Raw genomic sequence first — 24537 nt, forward strand, 5'->3', positions numbered from 1 at the left:
AATGAAACAGAAAAAAGCCCAATGGCCCTGGCACCTGCTGACGGTGGTCGTGCTGGTCGGCCTGGCTGGCGCCTTGTACTACGCCACTTCGTTGATGTCCTACGAGTGGCGCTGGAACCGCGTGCCGCAATACTTCGCCTATCAAGCCGAAACCTCCCAGCGCGCCGCGGATATTTCCACCGTGGTCGAGTTGGTGCGCAAAGGCGATGTGGCCGAAGTCACCCTGCGCAACGACGCGGGGGCCGAGCAAAAGCTCACGGTTGCCGACAACAGCCTGCAAGTGGCGCGCGGTGATGATGTGGCTGAGGGCGATGTGGTCGGCGTGACCCGCCAGTGGGCGTTGGGGCCGCTGATGTGGGGCTTGTGGACCACGCTGTGGCTGTCGGTGGTGTCCGGCATCCTGGGCTTGGCGATAGGTTTGGCGACCGGTTTGTGCCGGCTCTCCAAAAACCCGACCCTGCGGGATTTGTCGACGATCTACGTCGAACTGGTGCGCGGTACGCCGCTGCTGGTGCAGATTTTCATTTTCTATTTCTTCATCGGCACGGTGCTCAACCTCTCCCGGGAGTTTGCCGGGATCGCCGCGCTGTCGTTGTTCACCGGCGCCTACGTGGCCGAAATCGTCCGCGCCGGCGTGCAGTCTATCACCCGTGGCCAGGATGAAGCGGCGCGTTCCTTGGGCTTGAGCGCCAGCCAGTCGATGCGCCATGTGGTGTTGCCGCAAGCCTTCAAGCGCGTGCTGCCACCCCTGGCCGGGCAATTTATCAGCCTGGTCAAGGACACGTCCCTGGTGTCGGTGATCGCGATTACCGAATTGCTCAAGAGTGGCCGCGAAGTGATCACCACCTCGTTTTCGCCATTCGAGATCCTGTTCTGTGTGGCAGGCCTGTACCTGCTGATCAACCTGCCGCTGTCGAAAATGGCCAGCCGGCTTGAGCGGAGGCTCGCCCAAAGTGATTGAAGTGCGCGATCTGGTAAAAGTCTTCAACACCCGTGGGCATGTGGTACGCGCGGTTGATCACGTCACCACCCAGGTGGCCAAGGGCGAAGTGCTGGTTGTCATTGGCCCGTCCGGTTCCGGCAAGTCCACCTTCCTGCGCTGCCTCAATGGGTTGGAGGAGTTCGACTCGGGCTCGGTGAGCATTGATGGCCTGCAATTGGCCGATCCTAAAACCGATGTGAACGCCTATCGCCGTGAAGTCGGCATGGTGTTTCAGCATTTCAACCTGTTCCCCCACATGACCGTGCTGGAAAACCTGTGCCTGGCGCAAAAGGTCGTGCGCAAGCGCGGCAAGCAAGAGCGCGAGGCCAAGGCCCTGGCTCTGTTGGAAAAGGTGGGTATCGCGCAGAAGGCCCATGAGTTTCCATCGCGCCTGTCTGGCGGCCAACAGCAGCGGGTCGCGATTGCCCGAGCGCTGGCCATGGAGCCCAAGGTGATGCTGTTTGACGAGCCCACCTCGGCGCTCGACCCGGAAATGGTTGGCGAAGTCCTCGACGTCATGAAGACCCTGGCCCTGGAAGGCATGACCATGGTCTGCGTGACCCACGAGATGGGCTTTGCTCGCGAAGTGGCGGACCGGGTGCTGTTCTTCGACCATGGCAAACTGCTCGAAGATGCCGCGCCCGCAGCCTTCTTTGCAGCCCCCCAGGACCCGCGGGCTCAAGCCTTCCTGCGCCAGGTGTTGTAACTGCTCAGACCTTGAACCGGCCTACCGAGCGCGCCAGGTCTGTGCCCAGGCGCGCCAGCTCGATGCTGGCCGCCGCCGTCTGCTCACTGGCGGTCGAGGTTTGTTCCGACGCATCCTTGACCTTCAGTACGCTGCGGTTGATCTCTTCGGCCACCGCGCTTTGCTCCTCGGCTGCTGCGGCAATCTGCGGGTTCATCTCCTGAATCACCGATACCGTACGGGTGATGTTGGCAAGGGCTGCGCCTGCGCGGCGCGTCAGCTCCACGCTGTTGTCGGTCAGGCTGAGGCTGTTGTCCAGGATATCGGCGGTGTGTTGCGTGCCACGCTGCAAACCCTCGATCAATACCTCGATTTCCTCGGCTGATTGCTGGGTGCGCTGGGCCAGGGTGCGTACTTCGTCGGCCACTACAGCGAAACCGCGACCGGCTTCACCCGCGCGTGCCGCTTCGATAGCGGCGTTAAGGGCCAGCAGGTTGGTTTGCTCGGACACCGATTTGATCACCTCCAGCACGCTGCCGATCTTCTGGCTTTCCTGTTGCAAGCCTTGCATCGCCAGGCTCGAGCGGTTCATCTGCTCGGCCAGATGTTCGATATGGGTAATCGCTTCGGCCACCACCTGGTCGCCCACCCCCGCTTGTTGATCAGCCTCAGTGGCGGCAATCGAGGCTTGCTCTGCATGACGAGCGACCTCTTGGGAGGTAGCGAGCATTTCGTTCATGGCGGCGGCGACTTGCTCGGTTTCCAGTTTCTGGCCATTGACCCCGGCGCGGGTTTGCTCGGTGACGGCGGACAGTTGCTCGGCGGCGCTTGCGATCTGGCGGGCGCTGTCGTTGATACCGCCGATCAGGGCGCGCAGGTTGAGCGTCATCTGGCCGATGCTGCGTTGCAATTGGCCCAGTTCGTCGCGCCGCGAGGTAGTGATATCGTGGCTCAGGTCGCCCTCGGCGATGCGGTTGGCTGTCAGCAGCGCCTGGCGCAACGGCCGCACGATCTGGCCGGCGATCAGCCAGGCGGCGAGGGCCCCGAGCAGCAGCGCTGCGCCTGTCACGTAGAGCAACATCAGGCGAGCCAAGTCTGCTTCTTTATCGCGTTGCAGGGTCTGTTCCTCGCTCAGGCGGTCGCTTTGCGAGAGTAACTGGTCCAGCCACTGCTCCAGTTGATTCTGGGTGTTTTCAACAGTGACCTGCGCGTCCTTGACGCGGTTGAGTTGGGCGCGATAGTCGAGCAGGGCGCTATTCAGAGCGGTGCTGTCGACCGGTAAAGCCGTCACGGCAGACTGAGCACCGTCGAGGGCCTTGAGCGCGTCGTCCACGCCTTGGGTGTAAATCTGCAGTGTGTCTGCGGCCCATGCCGGTGCCTTGGCGCGGTCTTCGGCTTTTTCCAACGCCAGGCGCAGGTTTTCCACGCTATCCAAGGCTTTCTCATCGTTCTGGTCGGGCAAGTCACTGGAAAATTGTCCAAGGGTGTCGCTGGCCGCCACAGAACTGCTGGTGAGCCCCTTCTGCGCTTGCTCACGTTGTTGCATCAAGGTGGGTAGCCCGCCCAGTGCGGTCTTGAAGCGCGCGCTGAGGCGACTGGAGTCTTGGACTTGCTGCAGATGTGCCTGGATTTTCAGGCGATCCGCCAACTCGACCAGGTAACCGTCGATTTTTTCCATGTGCCGGCCGATCTTGTCGAAGTTCGTCGGTTCATTGAGGGTGCGGTACACAATCCGTTCGGCGCGTAGCTCTTCACCGGCCACGGCCAATCGAGAAAGGGTGGTCAAGGTTTGTGCACGAAAGAGCGAGTCGTTCAGTGCCTGCCATCCCGTCAGGGCGACAGCCATGCACAGTGCCAGCACCAGGCCGAAGCCAAGGATAAGCTTGAGGGTGACGCTGGTATTGCCCAATACGCGGGTCAGTGGTCGAAACATGATGCACCTCCATCAGCAAAGAGAAAGCGTCTCGCAGTCCGACTGACGCAGGTCAGGAGGAGTGGGAACGCTAAATCTTTTCGGCACGGGGCGCGTAAGTGTTGACCTGAAAGACGTGTAGGAAATTTCACAAGTTGCAGGGAGGACCCCGCACGGGCCACTCCCTGGTGTGAGCGTGTCAGACCCTGAAGCGGCCGACCAATGCTTGCAGATGAATGCCCAGGCGCGCCAGTTCTGCACTCGACGCAGCGGTTTCTTCGCTGGCCGAGGACGTCTGTTCGGATACGTCACGCACATTCAACACGCTGCGGTTGATCTCTTCGGCTACGGCGCTCTGTTGCTCGGCGGCGGTGGCGATTTGTGAGTTCATCGCCTGGATGGTTGAAACCGTGCGGGTGATATTCGCCAATGCGCTGCCGGCGCGACGCGTCAGTTCAACGCTGCTGTCGGTCAGCCCACGGCTGTTGTCCATGATGGAGGCCACCTGCTGGGTACCGTTTTGCAGGCCGACGATCAGCTCTTCAATCTCTTCGGTGGACTTCTGTGTGCGCTGGGCCAGGCTGCGCACTTCATCGGCCACCACCGCGAAGCCACGCCCGGCCTCCCCGGCACGCGCCGCTTCAATGGCCGCATTCAGCGCCAGCAGGTTGGTTTGCTGGGCTACGGATTTGATCACGTCAAGCACGCTGCCGATCTTGTCGCTTTCGCGCTTCAGGTCGCCCATGGCGAGGGTGGAGTTGCCGACTTCGGTCGCCAGGCGTTCGATCTGGGCGATGGCTTCGCCGACCACCTTGTCACCTTCACGGGCCTGTTGGTCTGCGGCTACAGCAGCTTCCGAGGCTTGCTCGGCATTGCGTGCAACTTCCTGCACGGTGGCGGCCATTTCGTTCATGGCGGTGGCGACCTGATCGGTCTCGACCTTTTGGCTGTTGACCCCCGCGCTGGTCTGTTCAGTCACGGCCGACAACTGCTCGGCCGCGCTGGCGATCTGGGTGACGCCGTCGCTGATACCACCGATCAACGCGCGCAGGCCCACGGTCATGCTCTGCATGGCGCGTTGCAACTGGCCCAGCTCGTCCTGGCGGCCAGAGTCCAGGTTGTGGCTCAGGTCGCCGGAGGCCACGCGCTCGGCGACCTTGAGGGTCTGGTTTAGCGGGATGACGATCTGGCGGGTGATGGCCCAGGCTGCGAACAGGCCGAAGACCATCGCCAGTACGGTGGCGAGCAGCAACAGATACTTGGCCTGGGCCACATCGTGGTCGCGCACTGCGGTTTGCGACGTGGTGAGTTTCTCGCTATGGCCCAGCAGAATATCGCCCTGGGCGCTCATGATTTTAAGGGCGGCGGCACTGGCCACTTGGGAGTCGCGATATTGGCTGACGGCGGCGCGATAGGCTTGCAGTGAGACACCAGCCTCTTGCAGGTTGGCCTGGTAGGGCGCTGGCAGTTGGCTTTGCAGTTCGGTGATTTTTTTCAGGGCATTGTCGATGGCATCAAGGGCCGGTTGCTCGGCCTCGACTTTGCCGCTGTAGGTGTAACCGCGTACCTGGAAGCGCGCTTGCTGGATCAGCTTGCTCAGGTCAACCACGCTGTTGAACTGGGTGACGCTGTCGCCTTGCAGGAGGCTTTTTTCAATCTCGTTGGTTTTGGCCACGGCATTGTCGGCGGTGTCGCCGAGCTTGCTGCGCGCGCCCTCACGCTTGAGGCCCGCCTGGACCATGGCCGCGAAGGCTTTTTTGTATTGGCTCAACGCTTCCTGTTGTTGTTCGACGAGGGCCTTGTCATTGGGCTGTTCGATTAACTGCGCGGCGGTTTCAAGGCCATTGTCCAACTGAGTAATCAGGCCGGTGACCGCGTCGGTGCCTTGTTCGCCGCGGCGCATATCAAAGTCCAGGCGCGCCAGGCGCAGGTCTTTGGTCAGGCCATTGAGGCTGGAGATAAAACCCAGCTTATCGCCGCGATTGATTACGTCGCCCAGGCCGGTCCAGCCGGTAAAGGTGATCAACAGCGTCAGGATCAACACCAGGCCAAAGCCGACGCTCAGCTTGCGGTTGACGCTTACATTCCCCAGTTTCTCGGCTAACCAACGATACATGCTGCGAACTCCCCTGGAACAAGGCTTGGACTTATTCAGAGGCTATCGGCATGGGCATAGGATTCTGTAGCGCCAGAGATCCAATGTGGGAGGGGGCTGTAGTGTTTTTGGATTTGATATCAGAACAGTCGGGCGAGCAGGGCCGTCACGGCGGTTTCAACCCGCAGGATGCGCGCACCTAGCTGCACCGGCTGTAGACCGGCCTTGGTCAGCAGGTCCACCTCATAGGGAATCCAACCACCTTCTGGGCCAATCGCCAGCGTCACCGGCTCATCCAGCCCCCGGGGGCACGCAGGGTAATCGCCGGGATGACCGATCAGGCCCAGGGTGCCGGCAGTCATGGCCGGCAGGCGATCTTCGACAAACGGTTTGAAGCGCTTTTCGATAATGATCTCGGGCAGCACCGTGTCCCGCGCCTGTTCCAGACCGAGGATCAGTTGCTCGCGAACCGCTTCAGGTTCCAGGAAAGGGGTCTGCCAGAAGCTTTTTTCCACGCGGTAGCTGTTGACCAGCACGACCTTGGGCACGCCCATGGCCGCCACGGTTTGCAGCACCCGGCGCAGCATCTTCGGGCGGGGCAGGGCCAGCAGCAGTGTCAGGGGTAGCTTTGGCGGCGGCGGTTGGTCGAAGCTGACTTGCAGCTCGGCTTCGCCTGCGTCCAGGCGCAGCAGTTGGGCATTGCCCATCAGCCCACCAATGCGGCCCACACGCAGGTTGTCGCCTACGGCGGCGCGGTGGACTTCCTGCATATGCACCAGGCGCCGATCACGCAGCACCACGCGGTCGGCCGCGATGAAGTCGGCGTCTTCCAGCAGCAGCAGGTTCACGGCTGGGTCGCTGGCGGCTGGTCGTCGTCGGCAGGCTGGTCGTCCGGGTGTTCGCCGCGCTTGCTGATCAAGCCGCTGAACAGGATGCCCACTTCGAACAGCATCCACATCGGCACGGCCAGCAAGGTCTGGGAGAAGATGTCCGGCGGCGTGAGGATCATGCCGACCACAAAGCAGCCGATGATCACGTACGGGCGGATCTTCTTCAGATATTTGACGTCGACCACTCCGATCCACACCAGCAACACCACCGCCACCGGGATTTCGAAGGCCACGCCAAAGGCGAAGAACAGCGTCATCACGAAGTCGAGGTAGCTGGTGATATCGGTCATCATCTCCACGCCGGCCGGGGTGGCGGCGGCGAAGAACTTGAAGATCAGCGGGAACACCAGGAAGTAGGCGAAGGCCATGCCGGTATAGAACAGCAGGATGCTCGACACCAGCAACGGCACTGCGATGCGCTTCTCGTGCTTGTACAGGCCCGGCGCAATAAAGCCCCAGATCTGATGCAGGATCACCGGGATCGCCAGAAACAGCGAAACCATCATGGTCAGCTTCAATGGCGTCAGGAACGGCGACGACACGTCGGTGGCAATCATCGTCGCACCGACAGGCAGGTACTGGCGCAACGGTGTGGAAACGAAAGTGTAGATCTGCTGGGTGAAGGCAAACAGCCCGGCAAAGATGATGAAGATGGCCGCTACGCAACGCAGCAGGCGGGTACGCAACTCGGTGAGGTGCGAGACCAGCGGCATGTGCTGGTCGTTTTCCGGTTTATCAGCGCTCATGGGGCTCGCGGCGGCAGTGTAGGGTCATGGGGCGCGGGCGACGCGACGGGCGTCGGCGCAGGCGTTATCGGGGCGGGAACGGCTTCTGCAGGGGACACCGGCGCGATGCTCTGCTCGGCCACCGGAGTGACCGGCTTGGCCGGCTCCTGCACCGGGGAAAGAATCTTGCGCGCCTCCTGCTCCAACGACAGGATATGTTCGTTGTGCAATTGCCGGCGGATCTCGTCGGCACCGATTTCACGTTCAACTTCCTGTTTGATCGCGTTGAAACTGCGTTTCAGGCGCCCGATCCACAGGCCGGCGGTGCGTGCGGCACCGGGCAGGCGTTCCGGCCCCAGTACCAGCAGGGCTACCAGGCCGACGAGCAGCAGTTCAGAGAAGCTGATACCAAACATTAGTCAGTGCTCACGAGTCTTTGCGGGTCGGCTCTTGGACTTTTTCAGCCTGCACGTCGAAGGTACGACGCTCGGTGATCGGCTGAGCGGCCTGCGGGTGCACAGGCTGTGCCGGTGGCACCGGGTTTGCGCTTGGCTCGGCGGGTTTTTCGTCGTCGTTCATGGCTTTACGAAAGCCCTTGATCGACTCGCCGACGTCGGTGCCGAGGTTTTTCAGTTTTTTGGTGCCGAACACCAGAACAACCACCACCAGAATGACGATCCAGTGTTTCCAGTCAAAAATGCCCATGCTGCAAATCCTCAAGTCTTGGTTAATCAGGCGGACGGGCGCGAGGCCTTTTCGGCGTGCCCGGACAAGCCGAAGCGACGGTCCAGTTCATCCAGCACGGCCTGTGGATGCTGCCCCAGTTGGGCAAGCATGACCAGGCTATGGAACCACAAGTCGGCGGTCTCATAGATTACATCGCTGTAATCACCGCTGATTTGCGCGTCCTTGGCCGCAATGATGGTCTCGACGGATTCTTCGCCGAGTTTTTCCAGAATCTTGTTCAGACCCTTGTGGTAAAGGCTAGCGACATAGGAGCTGTCGGCATCCGCGCCTTTGCGGTCTTCCAGCACCTGGGCCACACGGTTCAGGGTATCGCTCATGTTCAGTGTCCTGCCGAATAAATGGCGTGCGGGTCTTTAAGCACTGGGTCCACTGTCTTCCATTCGCCGTCTTCGAAGACGCGATAGAAACAGCTGTGGCGCCCGGTATGGCAGGCGATGTCGCCGATCTGATCGACCATCAGGATCACCACGTCAGCGTCGCAGTCCAGGCGCATTTCATGCAGAACCTGCACGTGTCCGGATTCTTCGCCCTTGCGCCACAGTCTGCCACGCGAACGTGACCAGTAGATGGCGCGCTGCTCAGTGGCGGTGAGGCTCAGCGCCTCGCGGTTCATCCAGGCCATCATCAATACGCGCCCGGTCTTGTAGTCCTGGGCAATGGCCGGCACCAGGCCGTCACTGTCCCACTTGATCTCGTCCAGCCAGTTTTTCATGTTCGGCTCCGGCAATTTGCGACAGTGTATAACCGGATTGGCTATCGACGCACGATCAGATAAACACCCACCGCCACCATGATTCCGGCTGGCCAGTGACCCAGTTGATTCAGCGGCCCGCCGATCACCAGCATCACACCGCCCACCAGGTGCGCGGCGCCGAGCAGGCGCAGGAACCAGTCGTCCTTGCGCTTGCGCCAAGGCGGCTCGGGGTCTTTGGCGTGGGGCTGGGACATGCGCTCCAGTAGATCGCGGGTCATGTTGGCCAGGTGCGGCAGTTGTTCGAACTGGCTGTGCAGGTTGCCCAACATGGTCTTCGGGCTCATCCGCTCACGCATCCAGCGCTCCAGGAACGGTTGCGCGGTGTTCCACAGATCGAGGTCCGGATACAACTGGCGGCCCAGGCCTTCGATGTTGAGCAGGGTTTTTTGCAGCAGCACCAACTGCGGTTGTACTTCCATATTGAAGCGCCGCGCAGTCTGGAACAGGCGCATCAGCACCTGACCGAAGGAAATATCTTTTAACGGTTTTTCAAAGATCGGTTCGCATACGGTACGGATCGCCGCTTCGAATTCGTTGAGCTTGGTTTCCGCCGGCACCCAACCTGAATCGATGTGCAACTGCGCCACGCGGCGGTAGTCGCGCTTGAAGAAAGCAAACAGGTTGCGCGCCAGGTAGTCCTGGTCTTCCGGGGTCAGGCTGCCGACGATGCCACAGTCGATCGCGATGTACTGCGGGCTCCACGGATTGACGGTGCTGACGAAGATGTTGCCGGGGTGCATGTCGGCGTGGAAGAAACTGTCGCGAAATACTTGGGTAAAGAAGATCTCCACCCCGCGTTCGGCGAGCATCTTCATGTCGGTGCGCTGGTCGGCGAGGGTGGCCAGGTCGGTGACCTGCACGCCGTAGATGCGCTCCATCACCAGCACTTTCGGCCGGCACCAGTCCCAATACACTTGTGGCACGTACAGCAGTTGCGAGCCTTCGAAGTTGCGTCGCAATTGGCTGGCGTTGGCCGCTTCGCGCAGCAGGTCGAGCTCGTCGTAGATGGTTTTTTCGTAGTCGGCGACCACATCCACCGGGTGCAGCAGACGCGCGTCGGCAGAAAAACGTTCGGCCGCCCGAGCCAGGATAAACAGCCACGCCAGGTCCTGGCCGATGATCGGCTTGAGGCCCGGGCGAATGACTTTTACCACCACCTCTTCGCCGGTCTTGAGCTGTGCGGCGTGGACCTGCGCGACCGAGGCCGAGGCCAGGGGCTCGACATCGAAGCGGCTGAACACCTCGCTGATCTTCTGGCCCAGTTGTTCTTCGATCAACGCCATCGACTGCTGTGAATCGAAAGGCGGCACACGGTCCTGCAACAGCATCAGTTCGTCGGCGATGTCTTCAGGCAGCAAGTCGCGGCGGGTGGAGAGGATCTGCCCGAACTTGATAAAGATCGGCCCCAGATCCTGCAACGCCAGGCGCAGGCACGCGCCTCGGCTGAGCTCCAGCTGTTTGCGCGGGAACCAGCGCCACGGCAGCACATAACGCACCGCCAGCAGGAACCAGGGCAGGGGCAGGGCAAACAGCAGGTCATCGAGGCGGTAACGGATTACGACGCGCTGGATACGAAACAAACGGCGGACGGCGAGCAGCTTCATGCGTTATCGCTTGGATCAAGGGAGCGGCTCAGGCGTTCGAAGCGGGCCTCGAGGCGTTCCAGGTCGATTTTGGCCTTGTCGAGATCACGAAAGCGCGCTTGCGCTTCCCGTTGCCCGACCAGGGTGCGCGATTCTTCGCTCAGGTATTCGGCGAGGTTCTGGTTCAGGCTGGCGAACCCTTGCTGGTACCAGCGCGAGCGGCTGCGCAGGTGCCCGCTGAGCAACTGGGTGGCGACCGGGCCGATCCAGCGCGAGAGTTCGTATTCCCAATCCAGCTCCAGGTCCTGCAGCACGGCGGCCAGATCCATCAGCACCGCACTGTCGCCTTCCAGCTCCACCTCGGGGCTGTGGAGGATGGCGGTCTTGTTGCGGCTCAGGGCCAGGTGCAACAGGCTGGAGGCCGGCGCACGCAAGGTGCAGTCGGCGTCGGCGGCCCATTGAGTGGCGAGCAGCAAGCCTTCATCGCTGGGCAGAATAAACAGCTGCACAGCGGGGCTGCGGCAGTCGACGGCAATGACTTTGCCGTTCAAGTGCGCGAGCCGTGCCAGGGCGGTGCTGTCCAGGCGCAGAACACGGTTGAGGCCATGTTCGACGCTTGCGAGAAGGCCTGCGAGCAGCATCAGGGTTTGATACCTCGGTGCAAGGCAACGATGCCGGAGGTCATGTTGTGATAGGTCACGCGGTCGAAACCGGCCTCCACCATCATTGACTTCAGGGTTTCCTGGTCGGGGTGCATGCGGATGGATTCGGCCAGGTAGCGGTAGCTCTCGGCGTCATTGGTGATCAACTTGCCCATCAGCGGCATGAAGGCGAACGAGTAAGTGTCGTAGACCTTGGACATCAGCGCGTTGGTCGGCTTGGAGAACTCCAGCACCAGCAGGCGGCCACCCGGCTTGAGGACACGCAGCATCGAGCGGATCGCGTCCTCCTTGTGAGTGACGTTGCGCAGGCCGAAGGCGATGGTCACGCAGTCGAAATGGTTGTCGGGGAACGGCAGCTTCTCAGCGTCGGCCTGGACGAACTCGATATTGCCGGCCACACCTTTGTCGAGCAGGCGATCGCGGCCGACCTTGAGCATCGAACCGTTGATATCGGCCAAAACCACCTGACCGGTGGGGCCGACCAGTTTGGAGAACTTGGCGGCCAGGTCGCCCGTGCCGCCGGCGATATCCAGTACCCGGTTGCCGGTGCGTACGCCCGACAACTCGATGGTGAAGCGCTTCCACAGACGGTGCATGCCGCCGGAAAGCACGTCATTCATCAGGTCGTACTTGGCCGCCACGGAGTGAAACACCTCAGCGACTTTTTCCGCTTTCTGGCTTTCCGGGACGTTCTTGAAACCGAAGTGAGTGGTGGGTTCGGCATCGCTGCCTTTGCGCTGATCAGTCATATCGCTGTCACCAAAAGAGAATGCGGGACATGATAATCCCCAAGGCCTGCTTTGTCTTGGCAAGGCTGCAGGTAAGATAGATGCTCACCGAGGCCATTTGCCGCATGGCGGGTGTTCCGAGTCGTTATAAAGAGGAGTCATTGCAATGGCCCGTATTACCGTTGAGCGTGAACATACCCTGGGGAAAGAACAGGCGCGGGCCAAGGCTGAGCAATTGGCGCGCAAACTCGAGGATAAATATGGTGTGGAGTCTTCATGGGCCGGCGATACCCTGAAGCTGAAACGTTCCGGGGTTAAGGGCACGGTCGCGGTGGCCGATGACTCGCTGCGCATCGAGGTAGAACTCGGCCTGTTGATGTCGGCCATGAGTGGCACGATCAAGTCCGAAATCGAAAAAGCCTTGGATAAGGCGTTGGCCTGACTTAGGGTGCCGATTCTAATTTTAACCCCTACTTTGTGCCCAAGCCCTCAACTCCTGCGGGCCGTCCTCCACCCTTTTTGCGTGAGGTGCACCATGGCCAAAGTTATTTTGAAGAAAAAAATCGACGTTCAAACCACCCCCCTGAGTGAGGTTAAAAGCTATGCCCGCAAGATCTGGCTGGCGGGCCTTGGTGCCTATGCAAAGGTCGGCAGCGAGGGCGGCGAATACTTCAAAGAGCTGGTCAAGAGCGGCCAACGCGTTGAAAGTAAAGGTAAAAAAGTTGTAGTTGAACAACTTGATGCCGCCAACAGTCAGATTGATCAAGTAAAGAGTAACGTCTCCGGCGTCAGGGGCTTGGTTGAAGTTCAGCTGGATAAAGTTGAAAAAGCTTTTGACACGCGTGTTGCAAGTGCCTTGAATCGAATCGGCATTGCGTCTAAACATGACGTGGAGACACTCTCTGCTAAGCTCGAAGAGCTGACGGCATTGCTCGAACGTGTCGCGCGTAAACACTAAGGAGACATCGGGATGGCTGTTAAAAAGACTACTCAGAAAGAAGGCAGCTCGTGGGTCGGGGAAGTTGAAAAATATTCCCGCAAAATCTGGCTTGCTGGTTTAGGCGTGTACTCGAAGGTTAGCAGTGACGGCGGTAAATACTTCGAGACTCTGGTCAAGGACGGCGAGAAGGCCGAGAAGTTGACCAAGAGCACAGTCGGTAAAAAAGTGGACGCGGCCAAGGCAACTGCCGGTTCTGCCAAGTCGAGCATTTCTGACACTTGGGGCAAGTTGGAAGAAACCTTCGACAAGCGCCTCAATAGTGCAATTTCGCGACTGGGCGTACCCAGCAAGGCTGAATTGAAGACGCTGCACAGCAAGGTCGATACCTTGACCAAGCAAATTGAAAAACTGACCGGCGCCAAAGCGGCTCCTGCCAAGACCGCCGCGGCCAAGCCTGCAGCAAAACCGGCTGCCAAACCTGCGGCTAAAACAGCCGCTGCAAAACCCGCCGCGAAAACTGCCGCCAAGCCTCTGGTTAAAGCCGCCGCCAAGCCGGCTGCAAAACCCGCTGCCAAAGCACCAGCCAAAGCCGCTGCGAAACCTGCGGCCAAGCCCGCGGCTAAAACCGCTGCCGCCAAACCGGCCACCAAGCCTGCCGCTAAGCCAGTGGCCGCTAAAGCCGCCGCTAAAGCCGCCGCGAAACCTGCGGCTAAACCGGCTGCCAAACCTGCGGCTAAAACCGCTGCTGCCAAACCTGCTGCCAAGCCCGCTGCTGCGAAACCAGCAGCCAAGCCTGCGGCCAAACCTGCAGCGGCCAAAAAGCCTGCGGTAGCGAAAAAACCGGCAGCAGCAAAGCCTGCCGCAGCGGCCAAGCCGGCAGCGGCGCCAGCACCGGCCGCTTCTACCGCCAACTCGGTGTCCGCACCGACGCATACGGCTGCTACCCCGACTGCAACGCCGGTCACCCCGACGCCATCCAGTCAGTCCTGATTTTTCCGGGACACAAAAAAACGCCCGGTCTGCGAAGACCGGGCGTTTTTTTATGCAAGCCTAAAAAACGCTGCATTTCCAATGTGGGAGCGGGCTTGCCCGCGATGGCGGAGTGTCAGTCATACAGGCATTGGCTGATCCAACGCTATCGCGGGCAAGCCCGCTCCCACATGTTTAATCAGTGTCATCCAGATATTTCAAGGCGAACTTCTCAGTCGCCTTCCGCGCCGTCGGTAACAGATGGGGGGCCACCAGCATCATGACCTGGTACACCACCACTCGCACCTCGCCTTCACGGTCCAGTACGCGCTGGTAATCCAGGGAAAACAGCAGGGTCAGGGTGATCTGTTCCACCAGCTGTCCCAGCGCCTGGGTGTCACTGACCAGCTGCCCCGCGGCTTTCAACCGCGCTAACAATGAGGCCAGGGTGCGCTTGAGCGCCGTGAGCAGGGTGCGAATCCCCTTGGCCAGCTTCGGCAGGCGCCCGGCCAGGTTCGACAGGTCCTGGAACAGGAACCGGTAGTGGGCCATGCGCTCGACAATCAGGTGCAGGAACAGCCAGTAATCCTCGGCCTCCAGTTGCGCATCGGCGGGAGGATCGAGCAATGGCGCCAACTCGCATTGAAAGCGCTCGAACAGCCCCAGCACCAACGGCTCTTTGCCGTGGAAGTGGTAGTAGAGGTTGCCGGGGCTGATCCCCATTTCATTGGCCACCTCCATGGTCGATACGTTCGGTTCGCCCTTGTGGTTGAACAACTGCAAGGCACATTCAAGGATACGGTCGCGGGTCTTCATCCAGTCTTCTTAATGTGATCGTTGAGCTCAACGCACCCGCACATAAGTGCCTGGCGCTGCTTCCATCGGTGGGTAGTTCTGGTTGCCCAGGGCGGTAAGCGTTTCGCGTTGTACCCCGGAGCGTTGTTGTACCCATTCCAGCCACTGCGGCCACCAGCTGCCTTCGACATGCCGGGCGTCGTAGTACCAGGCACGCGGGTCACTGCTCAGCTTGAGGTTCTCGACGTAGTTGGCCTTGGGGTTGCCCGGCGGGTTGAGGATGCTCTGGATATGCCCGCTGTTGGACAGCACAAAGCGCCGCTCGCCGCCCAGCAGTTGGGTGGAGCGATACACCGCGTCCCACGGTGTGATGTGGTCGTTGATCCCGGCCACGCTGAAGCTGTCCACCGTGACCTTGCGCAAGTCGATGGGCGTGCCGCACACCTCCAGGCCACCGGGATGGCTCAGGGGGTTGTGCTTGAAGAAGTCCAGCAGGTCGCCGTGCAAGGCGGCGGGCAGGCGCGTGTTGTCGTTGTTCCAGTACAGGATGTCGAAGGCCGGCGGCTCCTTGCCCAGCAGGTAATTGTTGATCCAGTAGTTCCAGATCAGGTCGTTGGGGCGCATCCAGGCAAACACCTTGGCCATGTCACGGCCGTCCAGTACGCCCTCCTGGTAGGAGCGGCGCTTGGCGGCTTCCAGGGTTTGTTCGTCAGCGAACAAGGTTGCGGGGCTGTCGATCTGGCTGTCGAGCAGGCTCACCAGGTAACTGGCGCTGGAGATGCGCCGCAGCTGGCGCTTGGCTTGCAGGTGGCCTTGCAGGGCGGCGATGGTCAGGCCACCGGCGCAGGCGCCCATCAGGTTGACCTCGCGGGCGCCGGTGATGGCCCGGCAGACATTCAGTGCCTCCTCCAACGCCGCCACGTAGGTGGACAGGCCCCATTCGCGATGCCGCACGTCCGGGTTGCGCCAACTGATCATGAAGGTTTGCAGGCCATTTTTAAGGGCATATTGCACAAAGCTGTTGGCAGGGCTGAGGTCGAAGATGTAGTACTTGTTGATTTGCGGCGGCACCACCAGCAGCGGCTTGGCGTACTGTTTTTCGCTCATGGGCTTGTACTGGATCAGCTCCAGCAGTTCGTTGCGAAACACTACCGAACCGGGCGTGGTCGCCACCGTCTTGCCGACTTCGAAGGCGTGTTTGCTGACCTGGCGGGGCAAACCGTTGTTGTGCAGCAGGTCTTCGAACAGGTTACTCACGCCGCGCACCACGCTGTTGCCGCCGGAGTTGAGCAACTCCTTGATCGCCAGCGGGTTGAGCAGGGTGTTGGAAGGGGAGACGGCGTCGTTGAGCAGGGCGAAGGCGAACTGCGCACGCGCGCGATCATCGTCACTGAGGGTGCTGTCATCGATCCACTGCCGCGTCTGTTTCTGCCAGCTCAGATAGGCTTGCAAGCTGCGCCGGTACAGCGGGTTGAGCTTCCAGGTGGGGTCGCTGAAGCGATTGTCCCTGGGGTTGGGCTCGTGCACGGTCTCACCCAGCAGCACACGGCCCAGTTGGCCGCCCAGGGCCAGGGCGTGGCGGGCGGTGTGCACCGGGTTGCGCAGCCCGTGCGCGGCGACGGTGCGCAGGGTTGACAGCAGGTCGCGGCCGCGCAGGCCGGTGATCGCATTTTGTGCGTTGATGAACGCAGCGGGGGTGGGCGCCGGGTTCGTCACGGGTCTTTCTCGCATGAGCCAACACTCCTTCGTCAAGACATCAAGCAGGCACGCCAATCCAGAACCATAGTCGGTTCCTGGCAACTTGCGCGGTGGTGTGGTCCTTCACACCGCCGGTCGCGGATGTATCACTGCGCGCAAGCGCTCCTCTTCGAGAAACCTCATGATGATCGGCGCCACGGCTTCAGCCCGGGTGATCAGGAACAGGTGCCCGTCATCGATGATGTGCAACTGCGCATTGGGGATGCGCCAGGCGAGCATGCGCATGTTGACCAGCGGGATCAGCGGGTCATCGTCCCCGGCCAATACCAGGGTGGGCTGGCGAATCTTGTGCAGCCAATGAATGCTGGTCCAGCCCAGCCCGGCGAACAATTGCCAGTAGTAACCCAGCTTGCCGGCCGAGCGCACTTTGCTCGCATGTTCGGCGGCCAGGTTCGAATCGCGGCGGAACGAGCCGCCATAAATCATCGGCGCGATGCGCACCACATGGGAGGGTTGGATATAACGCCGGGGGCTGGCCATCAGCCACAGCACTTTGGGTTTGCCCGGCACCATAAAGGCCCCGGCAGCTGTGGCCGCCAGGATCAGCTTCTTGCAACGTTCCGGGTAGTCATAGGCGAACTGCTGCGCCAGTGCCCCGCCCCAGGACACACCCACGGCGTTCACCTGGCCGTAGTCGAGGTAATCGAGCATACGCGCGGTGAGCCTGGCCAGGCCGGGGAAGCGATAGGGCCGCTTCGGCGTCGAGGAACCGCCAACGCCGGGCACGTCGAACGCAATCACTTCCAGGTCCGGGTCCAGGGCCTGGACGAACGGGAACACCAGCTCAAGGTTGGCGCCGATGCCGTTGAAGATCAGCAGCGGGGTCAAGTGCGGCTTGCCCGGGCGTACCGCCGTGCGGATGGTCTGGCCATCCAGGTCGATGGTACGGAAGATGAACGGTTGCGCCATGCTCAAGCCCTGTGAAGTGGTGCTATTGGTCTGTAGGAACCCGGTCAGTGTGGGAGCTGGCTTGCCTGCGATGGCATTTTTTCAGGCAGCGATTAGTGAGCAGGCCCATCGCTATCGCAGGCAAGCCAGCTCCCACATCTGATCTCATTTCAATCACAAGAATGCCTAGCGTTCATGTACATAGGTACCCGGCGCCGCTTCGGCGGCGGCATAGGTTTTATTGCCTAATATTGTCGGGGCTTTTTTCAACTTCCCCGCCCGCTCCGCCTGCCACGCCTGCCAGTGCAGCCACCACGAATCGGTGTGCTTGGTGGCGTTCTCCTGCCACTGCAACGCACTGCCCGACAAGCCCTCGCTGGTCTGGTAGCGCGCCTTGGGGTTGCCTGGCGGGTTGAGGATGCTCTGGATGTGCCCACTGCTGGACAGCACGAACTCGACCTTGCCGCCAAACAACTGCGCCGACTTGTAGCACGACTGCCACGGCGTGATGTGGTCGTTGGTGCCGGCCAGGGAGTAGATGTCGGCAGTGACCTGCTTGAGGTCGATGGGCGTGCCGCACACTTCCAGGGCGTTGGCGCGTACCAGTGGGTTGTTCTTGAACAGTTCGATCAGGTCGCCATGGAAAGCGGCCGGCAAGCGGGTGGTGTCGTTGTTCCAGAACAGGATGTCGAACACCGGCGGTTCGTTGCCCAGCAGGTAGTTATTGACCCAGTAGTTCCAGATCAGGTCGTTGGGGCGCATCCATGCAAACACCTTGGCCATGTCGCGGCCTTCCAGCACGCCGGCCTGATAGGAATGGCGCTTGGCTGCTTCCAGGGTCTGCTCGTCGACAAACAGTGCCACCTGGGTGTCCAGGGTGGTGTCCAGCACGCTCACCAACAGGGTCAGGGCGTTGACCTTCTTCTCGCCCAGCGCCGCGTAGTGGCCCAGCAGTGCGGTGCAGGTGATGCCACCGGAGCAGGCGCCGAGCATATTCACGTCCTTGCTGCCGGTAATTGCCGTGACCACATCGACCGCTTCCTTGAGCGCCTCGATATAAGTAGAGAGCCCCCACTCGCGCTGGGCCTTGGTGGGGTTGCGCCAACTGACGATAAAGGTCTGTTGCCCATTGCGCAGGCAGAAACGCGCCAGGCTCTTTTCCGGGCACAGGTCGAATACGTAGAATTTGTTGATCTGCGGCGGCACCACCAGCAGTGGGCGCTCGTGTACCTGCTCGGTGATGGGCTTGTACTGGATCAGCTCCAGCACATCGTTGCGAAACACCACCGCACCTTCGCTGGTGCCCAGGGTCTTGCCGACCTCAAAGGCGCCCATGTTGACCTGGCTCGGCATACCGCCGTTGTGCACCATGTCCTTGGCCAGGTGGGACAAACCGTCGAGCAGGCTTTTGCCGCCGGTTTCAAAGAAGCGCTTGACCGCCGCCGGGTTGGCCGCACTGTTGGTGGGGGCCATGGCTTCGGTCATCAGGTTGATCACGAAGTGGCCACGGCTGATGTCTTGTGCCGGCAGGTTGCTGTCGTCGATCCAGTCGTGGAGTTCCTTGCGCCACGCCAGGTAAGTCTGCAAATAACGTTTGTACAGCGGGTTCTGGCTCCAGGCCGGGTCGTTGAAGCGACGGTCATCGCCTTCAGGTACCAGTTGGGATTTGCCGAACATCACATTCTTCAACTCGACGCCAAAGTGGGCGACGTGCTTGACGCTGTGCAACGGCTGCTTGATGGCTTGGGTCAGCACCATCTTGGCCGAGGCCAATAAATCCTTTTTGCGTAACGCGATGATCGGGTTCAGCCCCAGGGTGTTTTCCGAGGCCTGGCGTTTCAAGTCATCGTTATTCTTGTTACTCATCTACGACGCTCCATTGTCCGAAAGACGAGTACCGGCGATTGCTGCGCACCCAATTTCGATACACGACACCAGCCTGGTACTGCGACCCGGGTGACCGTTGATACCGCATCGTCAAATGCAGGGAACTTGCCAGCTCCATTGGTTACCCGAGTTTATTTTTTTTCGCAAGCGGGCCGATCATTGGCCACGCGACAGGGCATTCAAGCAGATGAAATTAGAAAATGCGCTCTAAAGACCAAGATGCCTGTGCTAGAGCATCAGCCGCACGACCGACTCACTCGGGTCGCGGGTTTTTCCGGCCGCTTTGAGCTCGGCCAGGTAGTCGGCCCATAGCGCGTCCTGACGTACGGCCAACTGATAGAGGTAGTCCCAAGTGAACAGTCCGCTGTCATGGCCGTCATCGAAGGTCAATTTCAGTGCGTACTGGCCGGCCGGTTCGACCTGGGTCAACCTGACATTGAGCTTGCCGAATTGCAGGATGGGCTTGCCGTGGCCCTGAACCTCGGCCGAAGGCGAGTGAACCCGCAGGAATTCGGCGGGCAGTTGGTAGGTTTCATCCGGCCCGTAAGTCAGGCCAAGGGTATTGGAGGTTTTGTGCAGGTTTACTGCAGTAGGAAACTTGACCATATGGGATGCTCCTGAATAAACCGGCTTGAAAATGTGGGAGGGGGCTTGCTCCCGATGGTGGTGTGTCAGTCAGCTCATCTGATACTGATACACCGCCATCGGGAGCAAGCCCCCTCCCACATTTGAAGCAAAGCAGTTCTGTGTGAGGCTTACAGGATATAACGAGACAAGTCTTCGTTCTGCGCCAATTCGCCCAAGTGGCTGTTGACGTAGTCAGCATCGATCTTGATCGCTTCGCCATTCTGCGCACCCGCCATGTCGCCGGCACTGAACGACACTTCCTCAAGCAAGCGCTCAAGCAAGGTATGCAGGCGTCGGGCACCGATGTTCTCGGTCTTCTCGTTGACCTGCCAGGCGATTTCCGCCAAACGCTTGATACCGTCCGCCTGGAACTCGATACCCAGGCCCTCGGTTTTCAGCAACTCACGGTACTGCTCGGTGAGCGAGGCGTGGGGTTCGCTGAGGATGCGCTCGAAGTCGCCAGGTGTCAGTGCCTTGAGTTCCACACGAATCGGCAGGCGGCCTTGCAGCTCGGGTACCAGGTCGCTTGGCTTGCTCAGGTGGAACGCACCGGAAGCGATAAACAGAATGTGGTCAGTCTTGACCATGCCCAGCTTGGTGTTGACTGTGCAGCCTTCGATCAGCGGCAACAGGTCACGCTGCACACCTTCGCGGGATACATCGACGCCACCGGAGTTGCCACGCTTGGCCACTTTGTCGATCTCATCGATAAACACGATGCCGTGCTGCTCGACCGCTTCCAGGGCCTTGGCCTTGAGTTCTTCCTCATTGACCAGGCGCCCGGCTTCTTCGTCGCGCACCAGCTTCAGCGCTTCTTTCACTTTGAGCTTGCGGCTTTTCTTCTTGCCCTTGCCCATGTTGGCGAACAGGTTCTGCAACTGGCTGGTCATTTCTTCCATGCCAGGCGGGGCAGAAATATCCACGCCGGACACTTCAGCCACTTCGATCTCGATTTCCTTGTCATCCAGCTGGCCTTCACGCAGGCGCTTGCGGAACAGCTGGCGAGTATTGGAATCCGACGACGGTGCGGCGTCTTCGTTGAAACCCATGCGGGCCGGTGGCAGCAGGGCGTCGAGGATGCGCTCTTCCGCTGCGTCTTCGGCACGGTGGCTGACCTTGGTCACTTCCTGTTCGCGCAGCATCTTCAGGGCGGCATCGGCCAGGTCGCGGATGATCGACTCGACATCACGGCCCACGTAGCCGACTTCGGTGAACTTGGTCGCTTCGACCTTGATGAACGGGGCGTTCGCCAATTTGGCCAGGCGCCGGGCGATTTCGGTTTTACCGACACCGGTCGGGCCGATCATCAGGATGTTCTTGGGGGTTACTTCAACGCGCAGTTCTTCGGGCAGTTGCATCCGGCGCCAGCGGTTACGCAGCGCAATGGCAACGGCGCGCTTGGCATCGTCCTGGCCGATGATATGGCGATTGAGTTCATGGACGATTTCGCGGGGGGTCATGGACATAGTGTCTGGCGGCCTCAAGCGGGAATAAGCCTACGGCTTACTCGGCGAGGTCCTGCTCCTCAATGGTCTGGTTGTGGTTGGTGAACACGCAGATATCGCCGGCGATACCCAGAGCGGTCTCGACGATCTCACGGGCCGACAGGTCGGTTTTCTTCAGCAGCGCGCTGGCTGCCGCTTGGGCATAGCCACCGCCGGAACCCATGGCGATCAGGCCATGTTCGGGTTCAACCACGTCGCCGTTACCGGTGATGATCAGCGAAGCATCTTTGTTCGCGACAGCGAGCATGGCCTCCAGGCGGCTGAGGGAGCGGTCGGTGCGCCATTCTTTGGCAAGTTCGACAGCGGCGCGCACCAGGTGGCCCTGATGTTTCTCAAGCTGGCCTTCGAAGCGTTCGAAGAGGGTAAAGGCGTCGGCGGTAGCGCCTGCGAAACCGGCAAGTACCTGGCCGTGGTACAGGCGACGCACTTTTTTCGCGTTGCCTTTCATCACGGTGTTGCCCAGGGAAACCTGGCCGTCGCCGCCCATGACAACTTTGCCGTGGCGACGTACTGAAACGATGGTGGTCAAGGGGAGAGTCTCCACGCAGCGGGGCGAAAATGCCCTGATGAGAACTCATATGGGGGTGGCGGGGGGGATTTCAACCGTAGGACGGGTGCGCGGACGAGTGGTGTTTATTGATCCGACACCTATTCAAGAACACCGCAAAACCAAATGTGGGAGGGGGCTTGCTCCCGATCGCGGTGTGTCAGTCGCTGAATATATTGACTGATATACCGCCATCGGGGGCAAGCCCCCTCCCACATTAGCCCTGCTATGTCTTCGAAATCAGCGGCTCTGGCGCTGTTGTAACAACAGATTGCTAAACCCGGCCCCGGCCAATTGTTTCTGCGCCACGGTCAGTTGCTCACGGTTGCTGAACGGCCCCACCAATACGCGATACCAGGTCGCGTCCTTCACCGTGCCGGACTCAACCGAGACCGATTGGCCCAACAGAATGATCTGTGCACGCACACGATCGGCATCCGCCTGTTTCGGGAACGAGCCGGCTTGCAGGAAGAACTTGGTCACAGGCGCGGCCTTGGTCGCTGCCACTGGCGGTGCTGGCGGCGGAGTGATGCCGGCCAGTGCAGCCTGGGCGCGAGCCGTATCGATTTTCGCCGCTTCCGCTGGGGTTACGGGCGTGGTCGGCACTTGCGGGGTCGGCAGGGTTTTCTCCGGCACGGCGTCGGGCGGCACGATCACTTCCGATTCCGGCAGCAGCGTGTAGAAGTCGTATTTCGGCTTCACCGGTGCGGTCGGGCTTGGCGCAGTCTTGTTGGCCTCGGCAATTTTCGTGGCCTTCTGCTGCTCCTGTTTGACGCGCTTGACGTCATCGCCCTGGCCAGGCTCCAGCTTCATCAGAAACACAACGAAGGCACCGACCGTCAGGCCGATGGCCATCCACAGCCAGCCCGGGATCGGCTGCTTCGCCGGGGCCTGATAACGGCTGGCGCCGCGTTTGGGTGCAGGTTTTTTCTTGGCAGCCAACTTACATACGCTCCAGAGTTTCCAGGCCCAAGAGTTCCAGGCCTTGCTTGAGGGTGCGTCCAGCCAATGCGGCAAGGCGCAGGCGACTTTGTTTCTGGGCTTCGTCGTCGGCGGTGAGGATAGGGCAGTTCTCGTAGAAGCTGGAGAACAACCCGGCCACTTCATACAAATAGGTGCACAGAATATGCGGCGTGCCTTTGTCGCCTACGCTGTTGAGCACTTCACCGAACTGCGCGAGCTTGGCCGCCAGTTCCTGTTCATGGGCGGCGTCCAGCACGATCTGGCCTTCGACTTCGCTGAAGTCCTTGCCCAGCTTGCGGAACACGCCGGCCACGCGGGTGTAGGCGTACAGCAGGTACGGCGCGGTGTTGCCTTCGAAGTTGAGCATCAGGTCGAAGTTGAAGCTGTAGTCGCTGGTGCGGTGCTTGGACAGGTCGGCGTATTTCACCGCACCAATGCCCACCACGCGGGCAATATTACGCAGGTCGGCCTCGGCCAGCTCCGGGTTCTTCTCCTTCACCAGGTTGTAGGCACGTTCCTGGGCTTCGGTCAGCAGGTCGATCAGCTTGACGGTGCCGCCGTCACGGGTCTTGAACGGGCGGCCATCGGCGCCGTTCATGGTGCCGAAACCCATGTGTTCCATGTGCATCGGGTGGGTGACGAAGCCGGCACGACGGGCCACTTCGAACACTTGCTGGAAGTGAAGGGCCTGGCGTTGGTCGACGAAGTACAGCGCACGGTCGGCCTTGAGCACGCCGCTGCGATAGCGCACGGCAGCCAGGTCGGTGGTGGCGTAGAGATAGCCGCCATCGGCCTTGACGATGATCACCGGCAGCGGTTCGCCGTCGGCGGTCTTGAATTCTTCGAGGAACACGCACTGCGCGCCGTTGCTCTCGACCAGCAGGCCCTTGGCCTTGAGGTCGTTGACCACGTTGATCAGGTCGTCGTTGTAGGCGCTTTCGCCCATCACGTCGGCCATGGTCAGTTTCACGTTGAGCAGTTCGTAGATTTCCTGGCAGTGGGACAGGGAAATCTCACGGAAGCGGTTCCACAGCGCCAGGCATTCCTGGTCGCCGGCTTGCAGTTTGACCACCAGGCCACGGGCGCGGTCGGCAAACTCTTCGGATTCGTCGAAGCGCTTCTTGGCGGCGCGGTAGAAGTTCTCCAGGTCGGCCAGCTCGTTGCTGGTGATCGGGTTTTCCTGCAGGTAGGCCATCAACATACCGAACTGGGTACCCCAGTCGCCGACGTGGTTCTGGCGGATCACGGTGTCGCCGAGGAACTCCAGCACCCGCGCCACACCGTCGCCGATGATGGTGGAGCGCAGGTGACCGACATGCATCTCTTTGGCCAGGTTCGGCGCCGACAGGTCGATGACCACGCGTTGGGTGTCGCCAGCCTTGTGTGCGCCGATTTTGGCATCGGCCAGGGCTGCGTCCAGGCGCGAAGCCAAGGCCTGGGTGTTCTGGAAGAAGTTGATAAAGCCCGGGCCTGCGATTTCAGCCTTGGTGACACTGGCGTCAGCCGGCAGTGCCGCGATGATTTTTTCCGCCAGGTCGCGCGGTTTCATGCCGGCCGGCTTGGACAGCATCATCGCGATGTTGCTGGCGAAGTCGCCGTGGGTCTTGTCGCGGGTGTTCTCCACCTGGATCGCCGGCGACAGGCCTTCAGGCAACACACCTTCGTTGACGAGTTGGGTGAGGGCTTGTTGGATCAGCTGGCGAATGGTGTCTTTCATGGTGTTCTCTTTCGACCGCAAGCGGCGGCGCGCGATGCGCAGGTGGAAAAACTGGGCATTATCCGTGGCGAGGGCGAGCTTGCCAACCGTTCAGACTAGATGGCGGACCTGCGGGCCTCTTCGCGGGCAAGCCCGCTTGTGTCTTGATCCGGGATTAGACTGAGGTGAGAGCGGTGAG

General features: G+C 60.7%; 25 protein-coding genes. 5 read left to right on the top strand and 20 right to left on the bottom strand.

The genetic code is table 11. From position 1 onward, the window contains the following. Window position 1 precedes the first annotated feature (1 nt). Both E4P01_RS14500 and E4P01_RS14505 read left to right on the top strand, forming a co-directional pair. Window positions 2-961, top strand: a complete 960-nt coding sequence (locus E4P01_RS14500) for an amino acid ABC transporter permease (RefSeq protein ID WP_005783980.1) — start codon at window positions 2-4, stop codon at window positions 959-961. After that, complete coding sequence (locus E4P01_RS14505) at window positions 954-1688, top strand: amino acid ABC transporter ATP-binding protein (protein ID WP_078820076.1); 735 nt, start codon at window positions 954-956, stop codon at window positions 1686-1688. Before E4P01_RS14500 ends, E4P01_RS14505 begins: the two co-directional genes overlap by 8 nt. 4 nt (window positions 1689-1692) lie before the next feature. On the opposite strand, the gene E4P01_RS14510 is transcribed toward E4P01_RS14505, so the two are convergent. From E4P01_RS14510 to ubiE, 11 genes are all read right to left on the bottom strand, one after another. Beyond that, entirely contained in the window at window positions 1693-3600 is a 1908-nt protein-coding gene (locus tag E4P01_RS14510) for a methyl-accepting chemotaxis protein (protein WP_216090620.1), read from the bottom strand. Window positions 3601-3778: 178 nt separating this feature from the next. Then, on the bottom strand, window positions 3779-5695 hold the full coding sequence (locus E4P01_RS14515; RefSeq protein WP_005783986.1) for a methyl-accepting chemotaxis protein: 1917 nt from the start codon (window positions 5693-5695) through the stop codon (window positions 3779-3781). A gap of 119 nt (window positions 5696-5814) precedes the next feature. Continuing rightward, entirely contained in the window at window positions 5815-6522 is a 708-nt protein-coding gene (locus E4P01_RS14520) for a 16S rRNA (uracil(1498)-N(3))-methyltransferase (RefSeq protein ID WP_078820079.1), read from the bottom strand. Further along, window positions 6519-7310, bottom strand: a complete 792-nt coding sequence (gene tatC, locus E4P01_RS14525; protein WP_005783990.1) for a twin-arginine translocase subunit TatC — start codon at window positions 7308-7310, stop codon at window positions 6519-6521. The genes E4P01_RS14520 and tatC overlap by 4 nt, the downstream gene beginning before the upstream one ends. Further along, window positions 7307-7705 carry a Sec-independent protein translocase protein TatB gene (gene tatB / locus E4P01_RS14530; protein WP_078820080.1) on the bottom strand — a complete coding sequence of 133 codons (399 nt, stop codon included), beginning with the start codon at window positions 7703-7705 and terminating at the stop codon, window positions 7307-7309. Before tatB ends, tatC begins: the two co-directional genes overlap by 4 nt. A 10-nt stretch (window positions 7706-7715) precedes the next feature. Beyond that, the gene (locus tag E4P01_RS14535; protein ID WP_005783993.1) at window positions 7716-7994 is read right to left on the bottom strand and encodes a twin-arginine translocase TatA/TatE family subunit; all 279 of its coding nucleotides are present in this window, start codon (window positions 7992-7994) and stop codon (window positions 7716-7718) included. 26 nt (window positions 7995-8020) lie between these two features. Beyond that, window positions 8021-8353, bottom strand: a complete 333-nt coding sequence (locus tag E4P01_RS14540) for a phosphoribosyl-ATP diphosphatase (RefSeq protein WP_003187881.1) — start codon at window positions 8351-8353, stop codon at window positions 8021-8023. A gap of 2 nt (window positions 8354-8355) precedes the next feature. Further along, on the bottom strand, window positions 8356-8748 hold the full coding sequence (gene hisI / locus E4P01_RS14545) for a phosphoribosyl-AMP cyclohydrolase (RefSeq protein ID WP_005783996.1): 393 nt from the start codon (window positions 8746-8748) through the stop codon (window positions 8356-8358). Window positions 8749-8789: 41 nt separating this feature from the next. Next, the gene (gene ubiB / locus E4P01_RS14550) at window positions 8790-10394 is read right to left on the bottom strand and encodes a ubiquinone biosynthesis regulatory protein kinase UbiB (protein ID WP_005783998.1); all 1605 of its coding nucleotides are present in this window, start codon (window positions 10392-10394) and stop codon (window positions 8790-8792) included. After that, window positions 10391-11014, bottom strand: coding sequence for an SCP2 domain-containing protein (locus E4P01_RS14555; protein WP_078820081.1), 624 nt, complete (start codon window positions 11012-11014; stop codon window positions 10391-10393). Before E4P01_RS14555 ends, ubiB begins: the two co-directional genes overlap by 4 nt. Further along, a complete protein-coding gene (ubiE, locus tag E4P01_RS14560; protein ID WP_003171186.1) occupies window positions 11014-11784 on the bottom strand; it encodes a bifunctional demethylmenaquinone methyltransferase/2-methoxy-6-polyprenyl-1,4-benzoquinol methylase UbiE in 771 nt (256 codons plus the stop codon). The genes E4P01_RS14555 and ubiE overlap by 1 nt, the downstream gene beginning before the upstream one ends. Before the next feature lie 145 nt (window positions 11785-11929). Here ubiE and E4P01_RS14565 point away from each other — a divergent pair, with 145 nt between their 5' ends. From E4P01_RS14565 to E4P01_RS14575, 3 genes are all read left to right on the top strand, one after another. Next, window positions 11930-12205, top strand: coding sequence for a polyhydroxyalkanoic acid system family protein (locus E4P01_RS14565; protein ID WP_005784005.1), 276 nt, complete (start codon window positions 11930-11932; stop codon window positions 12203-12205). Window positions 12206-12298: 93 nt separating this feature from the next. Beyond that, window positions 12299-12721: a phasin family protein gene (locus tag E4P01_RS14570; protein WP_032878324.1), complete on the top strand. Its 423-nt coding sequence runs from the start codon at window positions 12299-12301 to the stop codon at window positions 12719-12721. Between the two features lie 12 nt (window positions 12722-12733). Further along, a complete protein-coding gene (locus tag E4P01_RS14575) occupies window positions 12734-13693 on the top strand; it encodes a phasin family protein (RefSeq protein WP_216090621.1) in 960 nt (319 codons plus the stop codon). Between the two features lie 174 nt (window positions 13694-13867). Here E4P01_RS14575 and E4P01_RS14580 read toward each other — a convergent pair whose 3' ends face one another. The 9 genes from E4P01_RS14580 to argS form a co-directional block, all read right to left on the bottom strand. Then, window positions 13868-14488, bottom strand: a complete 621-nt coding sequence (locus tag E4P01_RS14580; protein WP_216090622.1) for a TetR/AcrR family transcriptional regulator — start codon at window positions 14486-14488, stop codon at window positions 13868-13870. 27 nt (window positions 14489-14515) lie between these two features. Then, the gene (gene phaC / locus E4P01_RS14585) at window positions 14516-16198 is read right to left on the bottom strand and encodes a class II poly(R)-hydroxyalkanoic acid synthase (RefSeq protein WP_078820084.1); all 1683 of its coding nucleotides are present in this window, start codon (window positions 16196-16198) and stop codon (window positions 14516-14518) included. 90 nt (window positions 16199-16288) lie between these two features. After that, window positions 16289-17134 (bottom strand): poly(3-hydroxyalkanoate) depolymerase, encoded by an 846-nt coding sequence (phaZ, locus tag E4P01_RS14590; protein ID WP_216090623.1) that lies wholly within the window; start codon window positions 17132-17134, stop codon window positions 16289-16291. A 165-nt stretch (window positions 17135-17299) separates the two neighbouring features. After that, a complete protein-coding gene (phaC, locus tag E4P01_RS14595) occupies window positions 17300-18979 on the bottom strand; it encodes a class II poly(R)-hydroxyalkanoic acid synthase (protein ID WP_078820085.1) in 1680 nt (559 codons plus the stop codon). Between the two features lie 249 nt (window positions 18980-19228). After that, the gene (locus tag E4P01_RS14600) at window positions 19229-19606 is read right to left on the bottom strand and encodes a DUF971 domain-containing protein (RefSeq protein ID WP_078820086.1); all 378 of its coding nucleotides are present in this window, start codon (window positions 19604-19606) and stop codon (window positions 19229-19231) included. A 149-nt stretch (window positions 19607-19755) separates the two neighbouring features. Further along, window positions 19756-21093 (bottom strand): ATP-dependent protease ATPase subunit HslU, encoded by a 1338-nt coding sequence (gene hslU / locus E4P01_RS14605; protein ID WP_003171208.1) that lies wholly within the window; start codon window positions 21091-21093, stop codon window positions 19756-19758. Window positions 21094-21130: 37 nt separating this feature from the next. Next, window positions 21131-21661 (bottom strand): ATP-dependent protease subunit HslV, encoded by a 531-nt coding sequence (gene hslV, locus E4P01_RS14610; protein WP_003171209.1) that lies wholly within the window; start codon window positions 21659-21661, stop codon window positions 21131-21133. A gap of 258 nt (window positions 21662-21919) precedes the next feature. Beyond that, entirely contained in the window at window positions 21920-22621 is a 702-nt protein-coding gene (locus E4P01_RS14615) for an SPOR domain-containing protein (RefSeq protein WP_005784023.1), read from the bottom strand. Window position 22622: 1 nt separating this feature from the next. Then, a complete protein-coding gene (argS, locus tag E4P01_RS14620; protein ID WP_122732471.1) occupies window positions 22623-24359 on the bottom strand; it encodes an arginine--tRNA ligase in 1737 nt (578 codons plus the stop codon). Window positions 24360-24537 lie beyond the last annotated feature (178 nt).

The organism is Pseudomonas sp. NCIMB 10586 (assembly GCF_023127895.1).
GTDB lineage: Bacteria > Pseudomonadota > Gammaproteobacteria > Pseudomonadales > Pseudomonadaceae > Aquipseudomonas > Aquipseudomonas synxantha_A.

Bases quoted from the DNA above. Each gene is read 5' to 3' on its own strand.
- ubiB (WP_005783998.1), bottom strand. From the start codon at position 10,394: ATGAAGCTGCTCGCCGTCCGCCGTTTGTTTCGTATCCAGCGCGTCGTA.
- E4P01_RS14515 (WP_005783986.1), bottom strand. From the start codon at position 5,695: ATGTATCGTTGGTTAGCCGAGAAACTGGGGAATGTAAGCGTCAACCGC.
- E4P01_RS14535 (WP_005783993.1), bottom strand. From the start codon at position 7,994: ATGGGCATTTTTGACTGGAAACACTGGATCGTCATTCTGGTGGTGGTT.
- E4P01_RS14540 (WP_003187881.1), bottom strand. From the start codon at position 8,353: ATGAGCGATACCCTGAACCGTGTGGCCCAGGTGCTGGAAGACCGCAAA.
- phaC (WP_078820085.1), bottom strand. From the start codon at position 18,979: ATGAGTAACAAGAATAACGATGACTTGAAACGCCAGGCCTCGGAAAAC.
- E4P01_RS14565 (WP_005784005.1), top strand. From the start codon at position 11,930: ATGGCCCGTATTACCGTTGAGCGTGAACATACCCTGGGGAAAGAACAG.
- E4P01_RS14580 (WP_216090622.1), bottom strand. From the start codon at position 14,488: ATGAAGACCCGCGACCGTATCCTTGAATGTGCCTTGCAGTTGTTCAAC.
- E4P01_RS14500 (WP_005783980.1), top strand. From the start codon at position 2: ATGAAACAGAAAAAAGCCCAATGGCCCTGGCACCTGCTGACGGTGGTC.
- tatC (WP_005783990.1), bottom strand. From the start codon at position 7,310: ATGAGCGCTGATAAACCGGAAAACGACCAGCACATGCCGCTGGTCTCG.
- E4P01_RS14555 (WP_078820081.1), bottom strand. From the start codon at position 11,014: ATGCTGCTCGCAGGCCTTCTCGCAAGCGTCGAACATGGCCTCAACCGT.
- E4P01_RS14575 (WP_216090621.1), top strand. From the start codon at position 12,734: ATGGCTGTTAAAAAGACTACTCAGAAAGAAGGCAGCTCGTGGGTCGGG.
- phaZ (WP_216090623.1), bottom strand. From the start codon at position 17,134: ATGGCGCAACCGTTCATCTTCCGTACCATCGACCTGGATGGCCAGACC.
- tatB (WP_078820080.1), bottom strand. From the start codon at position 7,705: ATGTTTGGTATCAGCTTCTCTGAACTGCTGCTCGTCGGCCTGGTAGCC.
- argS (WP_122732471.1), bottom strand. From the start codon at position 24,359: ATGAAAGACACCATTCGCCAGCTGATCCAACAAGCCCTCACCCAACTC.
- hisI (WP_005783996.1), bottom strand. From the start codon at position 8,748: ATGAAAAACTGGCTGGACGAGATCAAGTGGGACAGTGACGGCCTGGTG.
- E4P01_RS14600 (WP_078820086.1), bottom strand. From the start codon at position 19,606: ATGGTCAAGTTTCCTACTGCAGTAAACCTGCACAAAACCTCCAATACC.
- E4P01_RS14510 (WP_216090620.1), bottom strand. From the start codon at position 3,600: ATGTTTCGACCACTGACCCGCGTATTGGGCAATACCAGCGTCACCCTC.
- hslU (WP_003171208.1), bottom strand. From the start codon at position 21,093: ATGTCCATGACCCCCCGCGAAATCGTCCATGAACTCAATCGCCATATC.
- ubiE (WP_003171186.1), bottom strand. From the start codon at position 11,784: ATGACTGATCAGCGCAAAGGCAGCGATGCCGAACCCACCACTCACTTC.
- E4P01_RS14570 (WP_032878324.1), top strand. From the start codon at position 12,299: ATGGCCAAAGTTATTTTGAAGAAAAAAATCGACGTTCAAACCACCCCC.
- phaC (WP_078820084.1), bottom strand. From the start codon at position 16,198: ATGCGAGAAAGACCCGTGACGAACCCGGCGCCCACCCCCGCTGCGTTC.